The sequence below is a fragment of the Streptomyces bottropensis ATCC 25435 genome, assembly GCF_000383595.1.
GTDB lineage: Bacteria > Actinomycetota > Actinomycetes > Streptomycetales > Streptomycetaceae > Streptomyces > Streptomyces bottropensis.
In genome coordinates this window covers 344,592-357,205 of the sequence record NZ_KB911581.1, presented here as the reverse complement: position 1 = coordinate 357,205, position 12,614 = coordinate 344,592, and the positions used below count along the sequence as shown (strand labels likewise).

The 12,614-nt window shown below is 69.0% G+C and carries 14 protein-coding genes and 2 pseudogenes; 7 read left to right on the top strand and 9 right to left on the bottom strand.

Annotated elements, in window-relative coordinates; genetic code table 11:
• Positions 1-7: 7 nt before the first annotated feature.
• The 3 genes from STRBO_RS0101640 to STRBO_RS0101630 form a co-directional block, all read right to left on the bottom strand.
• Positions 8-799: an ABC transporter permease gene (locus tag STRBO_RS0101640; RefSeq protein ID WP_005483550.1), complete on the bottom strand. Its 792-nt coding sequence runs from the start codon at positions 797-799 to the stop codon at positions 8-10.
• Positions 800-803: 4 nt separating this feature from the next.
• Entirely contained in the window at positions 804-1,556 is a 753-nt protein-coding gene (locus STRBO_RS0101635) for an ABC transporter permease (RefSeq protein ID WP_028796412.1), read from the bottom strand.
• A 116-nt stretch (positions 1,557-1,672) separates the two neighbouring features.
• Entirely contained in the window at positions 1,673-2,650 is a 978-nt protein-coding gene (locus STRBO_RS0101630) for an ABC transporter substrate-binding protein (RefSeq protein ID WP_005483546.1), read from the bottom strand.
• A 589-nt stretch (positions 2,651-3,239) separates the two neighbouring features.
• Here STRBO_RS0101630 and STRBO_RS0101620 point away from each other — a divergent pair.
• On the top strand, positions 3,240-4,472 hold the full coding sequence (locus tag STRBO_RS0101620; protein WP_020113673.1) for a hypothetical protein: 1,233 nt from the start codon (positions 3,240-3,242) through the stop codon (positions 4,470-4,472).
• A complete protein-coding gene (locus tag STRBO_RS0101615; RefSeq protein WP_005483543.1) occupies positions 4,462-4,869 on the top strand; it encodes a hypothetical protein in 408 nt (135 codons plus the stop codon). Before STRBO_RS0101620 ends, STRBO_RS0101615 begins: the two co-directional genes overlap by 11 nt.
• A gap of 111 nt (positions 4,870-4,980) precedes the next feature.
• Here the strand turns inward: STRBO_RS0101615 and STRBO_RS0101610 are convergent, their stop codons facing one another.
• Positions 4,981-5,439 carry a nitroreductase/quinone reductase family protein gene (locus STRBO_RS0101610; protein WP_005483541.1) on the bottom strand — a complete coding sequence of 153 codons (459 nt, stop codon included), beginning with the start codon at positions 5,437-5,439 and terminating at the stop codon, positions 4,981-4,983.
• 41 nt (positions 5,440-5,480) lie between these two features.
• Positions 5,481-6,152 (bottom strand): SDR family NAD(P)-dependent oxidoreductase, encoded by a 672-nt coding sequence (locus tag STRBO_RS0101605; RefSeq protein WP_005483540.1) that lies wholly within the window; start codon positions 6,150-6,152, stop codon positions 5,481-5,483.
• 149 nt (positions 6,153-6,301) lie between these two features.
• On the opposite strand from STRBO_RS0101605, the gene STRBO_RS0101600 reads away from it, so the two are divergent.
• On the top strand, positions 6,302-6,994 hold the full coding sequence (locus tag STRBO_RS0101600; protein ID WP_005483539.1) for a TetR/AcrR family transcriptional regulator: 693 nt from the start codon (positions 6,302-6,304) through the stop codon (positions 6,992-6,994).
• A gap of 225 nt (positions 6,995-7,219) precedes the next feature.
• A pseudogene (locus STRBO_RS45820) lies at positions 7,220-7,318 on the top strand (IS5/IS1182 family transposase); the annotation flags it as partial.
• Positions 7,319-7,351: 33 nt separating this feature from the next.
• Here the strand turns inward: STRBO_RS45820 and STRBO_RS0101590 are convergent.
• Complete coding sequence (locus STRBO_RS0101590) at positions 7,352-8,272, bottom strand: LysR family transcriptional regulator (RefSeq protein WP_005483536.1); 921 nt, start codon at positions 8,270-8,272, stop codon at positions 7,352-7,354.
• 277 nt (positions 8,273-8,549) lie between these two features.
• Between STRBO_RS0101590 and STRBO_RS0101585 the strand changes: the two genes are divergently transcribed.
• The 3 genes from STRBO_RS0101585 to STRBO_RS0101575 all read left to right on the top strand — a co-directional run bounded on the left by STRBO_RS0101585 (position 8,550) and on the right by STRBO_RS0101575 (position 10,786).
• Positions 8,550-9,623, top strand: coding sequence for an acyl-CoA dehydrogenase family protein (locus STRBO_RS0101585; RefSeq protein WP_020113671.1), 1,074 nt, complete (start codon positions 8,550-8,552; stop codon positions 9,621-9,623).
• A gap of 55 nt (positions 9,624-9,678) precedes the next feature.
• Positions 9,679-10,170 carry a flavin reductase family protein gene (locus STRBO_RS0101580; protein WP_005483533.1) on the top strand — a complete coding sequence of 164 codons (492 nt, stop codon included), beginning with the start codon at positions 9,679-9,681 and terminating at the stop codon, positions 10,168-10,170.
• 445 nt (positions 10,171-10,615) lie between these two features.
• Complete coding sequence (locus STRBO_RS0101575; protein WP_005483531.1) at positions 10,616-10,786, top strand: hypothetical protein; 171 nt, start codon at positions 10,616-10,618, stop codon at positions 10,784-10,786.
• Positions 10,787-10,882: 96 nt separating this feature from the next.
• Here STRBO_RS0101575 and STRBO_RS44315 read toward each other — a convergent pair.
• The 3 genes and pseudogenes from STRBO_RS44315 to STRBO_RS0101555 form a co-directional block, all read right to left on the bottom strand.
• Positions 10,883-11,092: pseudogene (locus tag STRBO_RS44315) on the bottom strand (FMN reductase); the annotation flags it as partial.
• A 115-nt stretch (positions 11,093-11,207) separates the two neighbouring features.
• A complete protein-coding gene (locus STRBO_RS0101560; RefSeq protein ID WP_005483527.1) occupies positions 11,208-12,047 on the bottom strand; it encodes a transposase family protein in 840 nt (279 codons plus the stop codon).
• Between the two features lie 57 nt (positions 12,048-12,104).
• The gene (locus STRBO_RS0101555; protein WP_005483525.1) at positions 12,105-12,371 is read right to left on the bottom strand and encodes a hypothetical protein; all 267 of its coding nucleotides are present in this window, start codon (positions 12,369-12,371) and stop codon (positions 12,105-12,107) included.
• Between the last annotated feature and the right edge of the window lie 243 nt (positions 12,372-12,614).

Genomic DNA, 12,614 nt, shown 5'->3' with positions numbered 1-12,614 from the left:
CTCCTTGTCAGGGATTGCGCTGAGCCCGGCGCAAGCCGTGGTACCAGGCCAGGACCCGGTTCTCCGTGAACCGGAAGAGCAGCGACAGGACGAAACCGAGCAGGCCGAGCAGCAGGACGCCGCTCCACATCTCGGGGATGGCGAAGGACCGCTGGAACTGCACGACGGCGAACCCGAGTCCGTTGCTGGCGGCGAACATCTCGCTGATGACCATGAGGATGATGCCGATCGACAGGGACTGACGCATGCCGGTGACGATCTGCGGGCTCGCCGAGCGCAGTACCAGGTGCCACAGGCGTCGAGTGCCGGTGATGCCGTACGAGCGGCAGGTGTCGCTGAGTACCTCGTCGACGGCACGGACACCCTCGACCGTGTTGAGCAGGATCGGCCACATGCACCCGCTGACGATGACGAGCACCTTCATGGTGTCGCCGATGCCCGCGAAGAGCATGATGATCGGTACCAGCACCGGGGGCGGTATGGCCCTGAAGAGCTCCATGACCGGCTCCAGGAAGTCGCGCACGAGGCGGCTCATGCCGATCACCAGCCCCAGCCCGACTCCGACGATGACGGCCAGCAGATAGCCGGCGGTCAGCCGCATCACGCTGGGGACCACGTCGGATGCCAGCCGCTCGCCCGTCCAGACGTCTGCGAATCTCCCCAGGATGGTGGAGAGCGGAGGGCTGTAGAAGTCGGTGCTGCCGGCGGTGAGGGACCACCACAGTCCGAACAGGACCAGGGGCAGGCCCAGGACCAGCGAGGCCCGACGGGCCGCGTTGAGGACAGTCGTCCGGATCATCCGGCTACCCTTCCCTGCGGATGGACTGATGCCAGTGCAGCGCCCGCCGCTCGACGGCACGGGCCACCAGGTTGATCGCGATGCCCAGCAGCCCGGTGACCAGGACCAGGGCGTAGACGTCGGGTACCGCGCCGGAGGTCTGGGCGACAGCGATCTGGTTGCCCAGCCCAGGCGAGCCGATGACGAGTTCGGCGGTGATCGCCAGGACCAGCGCCACGGTGGCGGCCAGCCGTACGCCCGTCATCACATACGGCAGCGCGGTGGGCCACATGACGTGGCGCACCCGTCCCCACGTGCCCAGCTGGTAGCTGCGGGCGGTGTCGTCAGCGACCGGGTCGACGTCCTGCATCCCGGCCAGCACCTGGACGAGGACCTGCCAGAAGGAGGCGTACACCACCAGCAGCAGTTTCGATCTCAGGTCCGTGCCGTAGAGCAGTACGGCCACCGGGATCAGCGCCACCGACGGGATGGGCCGCAGGAACTCGATCGTCGAGGCGGTCGCCGCCCGCAGCACGGGCACCGATCCGATCACGATGCCCGCCGTCACGCCCGCCACGACGGCGATGGCCAGTCCGATACCCCACCCGGTCAAGGTGTCGCCGAGCGCGGTCCAGAACGCGTCCTCGGCGAGCACCTGCCACAGGGCCCGGCCCATCTCCGACGCGGGCGGGAGGTAGTCGGCGGAGACCAGACCGGTGTGGGGCAGCACTTGAAGCAGGACCACCAGGCCCACCAGGCCCGCTGCCCCACGCAACATCGTGGCGGCCTTCCCCGGAGAGCGCCGGGCACGTCGCGTGTCCGGCCCGTCGGGACCGCTGACGGTCCCGACGGCGCCGCCGCTCTTCGTCAGTACAGAGGTGCTCTGGGAACCGCTCATGAGAACAGGGCGTCCAGGTCGGGCTTCTTGCCGCCGAAGAGGCCGTCCTGCTCGCCGAGGGAGGCGAGCTTCTCCAGGGACTTCATGTCGTACTCCGCGGTCCAGCTCGGCAGCGTCAGGTTCTTCAGCACCTCACCGCTGATCTTGGTGTAGGTGGTGAGGATCTGGCGCGCTTCGTCGGGGTGTTCCGCGGCGTACTCCAGGGACTCGGTCATCGCCTCGGTGAACTTCTTCACCAGCTCGGGGTCCTCCTGCGCCAGCTTGGTGGAGGCGAAGTACGTCGCGACGGTGAGCTTCGGGTCGGTGTCGGCGAACGGGGACGCCACGACACGGGCGCCCTGTCCCTTGGCGATGGTCAGCGCCGGCTCGGCCATCCAGGCGGCGTCGACCCGTCCGCTGTCCAGCGCGGCCGGCATCTGGTCGAACGGCAACTCGACGAACTTGACCTTCGAGGGGTCTCCTCCGTCCTTGCGCACCGACTCCTGGACGGTGGTGTCCCCGATGTTCTTGAGGGTGTTGACAGCCACTGTCTTCCCTGCGAGGTCCTTCGCGGACTTGACCTCGCTGTCCTTCTGGACCGCGACTCCCGTGACATCCTTCCCGGTGACGCCGGTGGAGGCGACACCGTTGACCACGGACTTGACCGGCACTCCCTTGGACTGCGCGATCATCAGCGAGGTGACATTGCTGAACCCGAACTGGAACTCGCCGCTCACGACACCGGGGATGATCGCGGCGCCACCCTGGGCGGTCACCAACTCCAGCTCGATGCCGCGACTGCCGAAGAAGCCCTTCTTCTCTCCCAGATACAGCGGCGCCACATCGACGATGGGAATGACCCCTACCTTGACCTGCGTTGCCTTGTCCCCGTCCGAGGGCGAGGAACCGCCTGTCGTAGAAGACGAGGATCCGCATCCGGTCGCGACCGTGAACGTGACCGCTGCTATGGCAAGCCCGATGATGCCTCTTTGCATGGGGCCCCTCCTGACGAGTGTGTGCGCTGTGCGAAATATTGTCCGCATCCCGAACGGTAGCGGGAGGCTATGGCCGGGTTCGCGGTGCGTCAATAGGTGGCGTGACACCGGTAGTGCTTGGTCAGGCAGGCGCGCGGCGAGCCGGAGCCCCGCCACCGGCCGAAGTGCACTCCTCTGTCGGGGCGTTGCTGGTGTGCCGAGATCATCGCTCGGTCCGTAGCAAGGCTGTGCCGTTGGCCGTTCCGTCAGCGGCCTGACCCGAGCGGTGGGCGACCGTGCCGGACGTCTCGCCCAGCCGCGAGGTGCCACCGAGCGGCACCTTTCACCTTTCGACTTCTACGGAGGTGTGAGCAGTGCGAGTGGCGGCCAGGCGCAGGTCCGTGCGGAGATCGAGCGGGACCGCATCGCTGGGGCCGGCCGCCGCATGCCAGGAGTCGTCGATCGCCGAGGGGAAGAGGGCACGGGCGGCACGAAGGGTCGCCGCCGCGGGGGCAGTGGCCTGCGTCTTTTCTTCCGCGACCCATTGCCTCCGCGCTTCGGCGAGCCTCGGCTGGATTGGAGGAGTCAGGGCCACACCATCACATCTACGTTGTGCCGCCTCGCCGAGATGGGGCTGCCCGTCATCGAGGGCGCACCGCTGGACGCGCCGGTCACCGGGCGGTTGGACGGCCGGCCCTGGCGCGACGCGGCCATCGACTACACCGAGGCCGGCTTCCTTCCCCGGCACCTGGGCACGGCCTGCTTCATCGTGATCAGCTACCTGTCGGGGATGCGGGCAGGCGAAGTCCTCAGTCTGGAACGCGGCTGCGTCGAACGAGACCAAGCCCACGGCCTGGTCCTCCTGCGCGGCAGACACTGGAAAGGTGTCCGCGACGCTGCCGGCGACAAGATGCCTGAGGGTGAGATCCGGGCCGATCCGTGGGTCGTCACCGAGGTCGTCGCTACCGCCGTCGCCGTCCTGGAACGGCTGCACACGAGCACCTGGCTGTTCCCGGCGACGTTGTTCACCGACGGCCGCGACGGCGCGACCATCCTGCGCAGCCGCGTCGGCGGCTCCCGGTCGGAGACCCGGATCAACCACGACATCGCCGAGTTCCTGGCCTGGGTCGAGACCTACTGCACCGAGCACGGCCGCAGTGACCGCATCCCGCCCGACCCGGTCCACCCGGTCATCTACTCCGCTCGCCTGCGCCGCACTCTGGCCTGGTTCATCGTCCGCCGGCCGCGGGGCCTGGTCGCCGCCGCGATCCAATACGGACATCTCCGCGTCCAGATGACCCTCGGCTACGCCGGAAGCTACGCCTCGGGCTTCCCCGACGACCTCGCGTTTGAGGACTGGTTGGCCCGGTTGGACACTCTCGCCGACGCACACCAGCGCCTACGTGAAGGCGAGCAGGTCAGCGGCCCGGCAGCCGAGACCTACCAGCACCGCGTCCAGGCCGCCACGCGCTTCGCCGGGAGAGTCCTGCGCACCAAGCGGCACGCCAACGCCATGCTCACCAACCCCGACTTGCAGATCTTCCCCGGCAAGGGCATGACCTGCGTCCTGGACCCGAAGCGAGCAGCCTGCCGCCTGCGGAGCGAGGAGGACGGCACCCGCCGCACCCCCGACCTCGACGACTGCCGCCCGAACTGCGTCAACATCGCGCGGACCGATCGCGACATCGAACACGTCCACGTCCAGATCGAGCGGCTACGGCCGCTCGTCGACGACCCGCTGGCTCCCGCCTTCCGACACGCCCGCGAACAGCACGAGCTCGACCGCCTGGAACGCATCGTCACCGCCCACGACCACACTGGAGAACCCCACGATGGCCACTGACCGCGACGCCGAACGCGACGCCATCACCGCAGCGATCCAGCGGCTGTTCGACGGCCGTCCAATCCGGTCCACGGGGGCGCTCACCACGCTGCAACTCGCCGCAGAGGCAGGCGTCAAGCGCTGGGTCCTCACGCATAAGCACGTCGACTTGAAAGAAGAGTTCACCCGCCGAAAGTCCGAGGCGAACGGCATCCCGCCCGCGTTCCAGCATCTGCACGCCCGCCCAGCAGACGCCGAAGCCGTCGCCCGCGCACTGCGGGAGGACAACGGCCGGCTCCGCGAGCGCGTCGCCGTCTATGCCCAGGTCATCCACGAACTCCGCACCGAGCTGGACCGGCGCACCGACAACAGCACCCAGCCCAGCCCCGTCCGGAGCCTCCCCACCAGCATCACCTGACGCGCGAGGCGGTCGCGGCGCTGACCCTTTCCCAAGCCTGGTACGTGTCACAAGAACTGCGATGCGTGTCTGGGATGGGGAACTCCGTCGACCGCATCAGCCGGTCGAGTGCTACCGGCCCGGCCGCTCGGGCTCCATCCGGAAGCAGACCAAGCGGGTCTTCGCGGCGGCCGTGCGCAGCTCGTCGTCGGTGGGCTGCCGGTCGCCTGGGAGGCCGAGCATCAGCCCCTTGGCGGCCTTGGGCCCTTTGCGCCGGCCGAACTCACCCAGCAGGGCGGCGACTTTCTCAGGGTCCTCGACGACCGTCGGGACGGCGCCGTGGTCCTGGCCCCGGATGCGCAGCCGGACGGCGGGCCCTTGGCGCATGCTGGGGATCCAGCCGAGCTGGGAGGACATGGCGAGCACCGTGCCGGGACCCCAGTCGAAGTAGCCGATGGGGACCGTGAATTCGCGGCCCGTCCTGTGCCCCTTGTACGTGAGCAGCATCAGGCGTCCGCTCAGCGGCTTGTGGAAGCGGGAGGCGAGCAGCGGCCGTACGACCTTGTTGGCGGCTCTAAAGATCTTCACCATGGGTGGCCTGGCCGTGTTCGCCGCGGGTGTGCCGGAGGTGCTCACCGGATGCCGCCGGGGACGGTGTGGACGATCTCGGCCTGGTCGCGCTTGGTGTACGCGTCCCAGTAGTGCTCGGCGATGGTCTCGGGCTCGGTGCCGGGACCGCTGCCGATGAACACCCCGATCGCCACGTGCGCGGCGTGCACCCCGCGCTCGGCGAGGTCGATGCCCAGGGCCATGGCGTAGTTGCGCAGGGCCGCCGCCGCGACGCCGATGCTGCCGAACGCACCGCCGCTCGGCCGGATGGAGGAGGCGCCCGTGGAGAACAGCAGGGTGCCACTGCCGCGTTCGAGCATGGCGGGCAGCACCTGACGGACCGCGGCGACCGCTCCGTACAGGTAGTAGTCGAGCTGCTTGTGGAGGTCCTGCGCCGTGGCGTCGACGGCGGCGGCGCCGGCGAACGTGGGGTCGGCGGGCGAGTACTCCAGTACGTCGACGGCCCCGAACCGGTCGGCGACCGCGGCGAGCGCCGACTGCAGCGAGTCGGGACGCGTCACGTCCGCGGCGAAGCCCGCGGCCTCGATGCCGTCCTCGGCGAGCTGTGCGGCGAGCGCGTCGAGCTTGTCCTGGGTCCGGGAGACCAGGGCGACCTGGAAACCCTCCGTTCCGAAGCGGCGGGCGATGGACAGGCCCAGTCCGGGGCCTGCCCCGATGACGGCGATGACGGGCATGGATGGTGCTCCTCTGGTCGGACGGGCTGGACGGATGAGGGGCACCTCCCGCCACGACAGCGGTCAGGACTGAAAGTCGAGGGCAGCCTCATGTTCTTGGATCGTAGCAGAGAATGTGAGGCACCCCTCCGGTTGGTAGGCTGTGGGACATGGCCATCGACCGTCCGTCCGCCTCCGCCGGGAACCCGGCCCCTGGCCGCCCCCTGCGGCGCGACGCGCAGCGCAATCGCGAGGCACTGCTCACCGCGGCCCGCTCCTGCTTCGCCGAGCAGGGCATGGAGGCACCCCTGGAGCAGGTGGCCAAGCGGGCCGGGGTGGCCATCGGCACGCTGTACCGGCACTTCCCCACCCGGCTGGACCTGGTGCAGGCGACCTTCGCCGAGAAGCTGGCCGCCTGGCGGGAGGCCGCCGAGAAGGCCGTCACCATGGACAACGCCTGGGCGGGGCTGTGCCACTTCCTGGAGACCATGTGCGAACTCCAGTCACAGGACCGCGGGTTCAACGACCTGGCCTCCATACGGCTGCCGGAGAGCGCCTGCCTGGCGGGCGCCCAGACCCGCATCCGCGAACTCGGTGTACACATCGTCGAGCGTGCGCAGCAGCAGGGCAGCCTGCGCCCCGACCTCACCCCCGAGGACCTTGCCTTCGTCATCTGGTCGCACAGCCGCGTCACCGAGGCCACCCACGCCATCGCCCCGGACGCCTGGCGCCGCCACCTTTACCTTCTGCTCGACGGCTTCCGAGCCGACCGCGCCCACCCGCTGCCGGCGCCGCCGCTCACCGAGGAGCAGCTGTACCGCGCCATGATCAGCCTCGGCGGAAACGGGGCCTGCGGCGCCTGACCGTCGGCACGCGTCGTTGTCCCAAGGCGCCGCGGGGGTGCCCCTTCCCGGCGACCAGGCCGAGCCGGTACGTGTTCCGTCCCCGCGCCGCAGAGTTCGCGGAGGCGTTTGGTGACCTCCGCGCGCACCAGCGACACGGCGCGCTCGAAGGCCGCCTCGTCGGCGAAGCATGCGCACATCCAGACCACGTCCGGGTCCTCGCTGCTGACATGCATCAGGTAGAGCAGCCACGAAGCCACGCTCTACAAAGACCGCAACACAGTCGAGCGCGCCATCAACAAGCTCAAGGAAGGGCGGAGGCTGGCCACCCGCCACGACAAGACACTTCCTCAGCGGCGCACGGAAGCCCGGTCGGCGTCACGCCGAGGAGGCGGCAAGGGCCCGCGCGCTGCTGAAGGCAGCGGGCGTTGACCAGTCCTGTTGGCGAAGGAGGTCCAGCAGGGCGGTTTCGGCTGGCCCCGGGTCGTGACGCACGCCGACCAGGACCCGTTCGGAGAGGGCGGGGGCCAGCGGCCTGACCAGCTGGGTATAGGGGGGCGGGACGGTGGAGGCGGGGACCATGGTCACACCCAGGCCATGCGCGACCAGTTGTACCGCCGTGGCGATCTGAGAGGCGCGTGCCACGGTCGAGGGAGTGATCCCGACGCGCCTGAGAACCTGGCCGATCTGTTCGTCCAGGAGGCCGCCACGGGTGAACCGCACCCAGCCCTCGCCGGCCAGGTCCTCCAGTCGTACGGAGTCTGCCCGGTGCAGGGGGTGTTGGGGAGGAAGGATCACGGCATACGGCTCCTCGCCCAGTTCGTGGACGTCGTAGCCGCACTCGGGTGCGAGGTGGTGGTACAGCACCAGATCGACCGTACCCAAGTGGTCGAGGTGTTCCATCTCCACCGGCGTGGGTTCTTCCACGAGAGTCACATGAAGGCGCGGATGGATGCACCGCAACTCTCCCAGGGCGGCGGCAAGCTGGTTGGTCGCCAGGCCGGTTGAGGCGACCACGAGGATTTCGCCCGTCAGATCGCCTCCGCTGGCACGTGCCGCGGCGCGGGCTCGGCGGGCGGCGCTCACGGCGATCTCGGCCTCTTTGAGGAAGGCCCGCCCGGCGACGGTCACCGCGACTCCGCGCGGGATCCGGGTGAAGATGCGGACGCCGAGATCCTTCTCCAGCGCCGCGACCTGATGGGAGACCGTGGGCTGGGCGACGCCGAGTCGGGCGGCGGCCGCAGTGACAGAGCCCTCTTCGGCCATGGCCAAGGCGTATTCGTACTGGCGCAGGTTCATCGGTTTCTCCTCACGTGACCCATAGAAGCATTCTATAGCACGTAAGCAAATGAACTATTTGCTTCTATGGATAGTCACTCATACCGTGATGCTCATGGCGCGGTCAACACGAGGAATTTCCCGGTGCCGCCGTTCTGAGGAGAAAGCCATGGGACAGAAATCGAAAATCACGGACAGTGAAATTCAGGAGCTTGTTGACAAAGCTGCGGAACTCGTTCCCCGGCTGGCTGAAATCGGCAACCGCTCGGACAGCCTGAGTGAGGACCCGACGGAGGCGATGAAGCTGCTCAATGAAGCCGGCTTCTGGCGTCTGCAGGTCCCGGCCGCATACGGCGGGTACAGCGACGGCAGCGTCGCGTTCGGCCTGGAGGCCCTGTACAAGATCTATCTGTCTATCGGTCGAGGAGACGCCGCCGTCCTGCTCAACACCGTCGTCGGCTCCGTTGTCCTGGCCGAGCTCTTCAGCAGCGATCTTCCCGAAGCGACCAAGCGTCAGGTGGCAGATGACATCGCCACCGGCCGGAGGTTCCGCTTCGTCGCGTCCGCCTCCGAGACCGGTGTCGCCACCGGCCCGACCACCGCGCGCAAGGTCGACGGCGGCGTGCTGGTCAAGGGCACCAAGTCCTTCAACAGCAACAGCGGCAGCGCGGCCGAGGGCTACGCGAGCGTCTCCGCCCAACTGGAGGGCTCGACGTCCCTGGTCACCGCCCTGATCCCGCTCGATGCCCTGGCCGTTCGCCTCCACGGCGACTGGGACGTCATGGGCATGCGCGGCACCCAGAGCCAGCGCATCACCTACGACGACGTCTTCGTCCCCGACGGCTGGTACACCGTCCAGGCCACGCGCGACCCCCTACTGTTCCCCGTGGCACAGGCCGGCCAGGCGATCATCGTTCTCGGCCCTGCCTACGGGGCACTGGACGCGGCGATCGACTACGTCAGGGCCTCCACCACTCCCACCGTGAAGATCTACGACTCGATCCAGACCGACCCGTTCGTCCGCCGGCGCATAGGCGAGTTCCGCATCAAGCTGGACGCGGCCCGAGCCCTGCTGATGGAACTCGTCCGTGCCGTGGAGAACGCCGACGACAAAACCGAGATCGCCCAGCTCATGATCGACGCGCTCTCCGCCAAGACCGCCGCGACCAGCATCGCCGTCGAGGTCGCGTCCGGGATCGTCGACCTCACCGGGACCCGCAGCGCCGCCGCCAAATACAACATCGACCGTTTCTGGCGCAACATCCGCACCTTCTCCCAGCACGACCCCAAGGTCGATGCGGCACAGTACTTCGTCGGCGGCTACCACCTGGCCGGAGAAGTCCCCGGCATGGAGGTCTACGTCCGTGTCTGACAGGCTCGCCGGCAATGACCGCCTCGCCCAGCGCGGTACAAGAAGAGAAACTCCCATGACCGGACCCGACGACCTCGAACTCGCCGGACGCTTCCGGGAGGCCATGGCCTCATTTCCCAGCGGCGTCACCATCGTGACCACGGTGGATGAGGACGGACGTCCCTGGGGGTTCACCGCGAGCGCCTTCTCCTCGGTCTCGGCCGAACCGCCGCTCGTCCTGGTGTGCCTGTCCCGGACCGCCGAGTGCCACCCGGTGTTCGAGCGCTCCACGCACTGGACCATCAACATCCTCAACGACGGCCACCAACCGCTCGCCCGCCGGTTCGCGACCCGCGGCGCGGACAAGTTCGCCGGCGACGAGTTCCACCTCGACCCCGAGGGCGTGCCCTACCTACCCGACGCGTCGGCGCGCCTGCACGTCTCCGCATACGACCGTCACGTCTCCGGCGACCACACCATCCTGGTGGGACGCGTGCACGACGTCCGACTCGGACAGGACCCGGCGACCGTCTACTTCCAACGCGGCTTCCACGCACTGGCTGGCTGAGGTCCGTCCTTCCGGCGAGCCAACCATCCAGGGGCCGCACACTGACACCAGGTGTGCGGCCTCGGCCCGAGAACGGCCGACCGCGGGTGCCGGCTCCTGCAGCGGCCTGCTTTGTCGGCGAGTCACTGTGCAGCCGGTGGCCTGTGCACCACCGCTCCTGGCGTACTCGGCGTCCGCATGCGGGCGATGCACCGGGCAGGACGGGCGGTAGCCCCAGCAGGCGCCGCAGTCGAAGTTCTCCAGCTCGACCTGGGACCGGCCATCCGCGCGGAGCGGCGTGAAGGTGTAGCAGTCGCGGACTTCGGTGATCCGGCCGACGCGGGAATCGAAGGCGTACTACTCGCGTCGCGCAGGAATCCGCCGAGCCTGGTCTTGTGGCGAGTTCCTTCCTGTCCATGGACGACCGCGGCCGAGCACGTGCCGGAGATGTTCGACTCCGATCTGCATGGGCGACGCTCCGGTCGAGAACGTCGTCGAGGCGTTCGTCCGGGACATCGAGGGCTACGCCAAGTTCGGCATCGAGACGGTGATGCTGGGTCCGCGCACGGGTGAGCAGGCGGCCTGGATCGAGCAGTTCGTGGCCACGGCGGTGCGGCGCGCGGCCGAGCTGGGCTGAGACCGGGGAACCGGAAAGAGCGAGCGAGCTGAGGCCGGGAACCGGAAGAAGGGCCGGAGCCTATGCGGCTTCGGCCCTCGATCATGCGTACATCGATCAGGCGGCGGTGGACGCGGCCTCGCCGTGGATCAGACCGATGACCTCGACCAGCTGCGTGGCGACCTCGGCATCGTCGGAGGGGTGCGTCTCGGCGAAACGGACCACGGAACCGGCGATGGACGGCTTGGCGTCCTGCAGCACCCTGGCGCCGGCGATGCCCGCCGCCTTGTGGGCCGCGCCCTGCGCCCAGAGGCCGCCGAACTGGCCGCGCTCAACGAGTGGGCACTGTGCATCGTGAAGTTGCTGGTCACGGTTCTGGTGTGTGTGGGGTTCGGGATGCTCGTGCTGGTCGTGGGTGGATGACTTCGGTGAAGATCGTCGGTCACCGGGAAGCTTCGCGGTTTGTGAGGACGAGCAGGGACCTGACCAGGGCGGTCGCCCACGTCGGGTCGGTGCGGACCTTGCCGAGCACGCGCCAGTTCTTGAGGTGGGCGAAGCCGTGCTCCACCGGTGCCCGGACCGCTGCCAGTGCGGTGTTCGACAGCTTCTGGCCGCGGGTCAGGGGCCGGTTCCGGGCGGCCTTGTAGCCGGTGATCACCGCCGGGTCGGCGTCGGGACCGCTGTCATCGAGCCCGACGAAGCCCAGGTCGGCGATGGCGCCGAGGCCGGCCGCCCGCAGCTTGGCGGTGAGCTGGTCGTGTCGGCAGGCGGTGATCTCCGAGGTGCGTCCGGGCCGGGCCGCCGAGACCCAGAGCAGTCGGCCGCGGTCGTCGGTGAGCGCGATGACGAGCAGACCATGGCATTTGCTCTTGGCGGAGTAGTTCTTCCGGTTCTCTTTGCCGGTGCGCCGCCGGGTGCGGATCAGCGTGCCGTCCAACAGCACCACCCCGCCACCCTTGTGGGCGATCTTTTTGAGGGCGCGGTCCAGGCGCGGGGCGCGGGCGGCCAGCAGGCCGACGACTTCCCGAACCCACCGGGTCACGGTGGTGCGGTGTATCCCGTTGCCGCCGGCCAGGTCGCCCGGCCGCTGGTCACAGCGCAGTACCGCGAGCACGATGGCGGCGACCTTCCCCGAGGGCAGGGCCCGCCACCGTGATCTGATCTTCTTGCAGCGGCCGCGTATCAGATCGGCGAGCCAGTTCAGGGTGGCACTCGACAGCGGCAGGCGGGCAGTGCAGACAAGGCCGTCAGGGCCCTCGACGGGATGGTTGTTTTTCTTCACACCAAACTCAACTGCCGCCGGGGGCCCGCGAGTTACGCCCCGTCGGCGCCCGCCTCCCTACGCCTGCGCGCATGCGGTGAACCTGCCGTCGGGACGCTTGTGCAGCCAGTCGCGGTCGGCGAGCTTGGTCATCTTCGCCCGCAGCGGCTCCAGCTTGCCGCGCACCGAGGCGTCCAGGCCCAGCCGCTCGCCGGCCGCCCTGACCTGCACCGGGCCGTCGGCCTCCCGCACGATCGCCAGGATCTTGCGGTAGTCGCCGGGCAGCGCGCCCTCATCGGCCGCGTCGCTGCGGTGCGGGATGAGCAGGACTGCTCGCCCGGCCACTCGCACCCCGCTCGGCGAGTTCTCGACGCTCCCCGCACCGCAGACGACCGCCGCGGGCGCACGTCGACCGGACCGGCGTCAGTGAGTGCCACCGGCCCCGCCGCGAGCACGGGTCGGGCACCGAGCCGAACCAGAGGCTCGGGTGAGCGACCTGGTCGGGGTCCGTAATGATCACCAAGCCCGCGCCCGCACTGCCACCTGCCCCACCCGCCAAAGGCTCGCACAACCACGGGACTTGAAGCC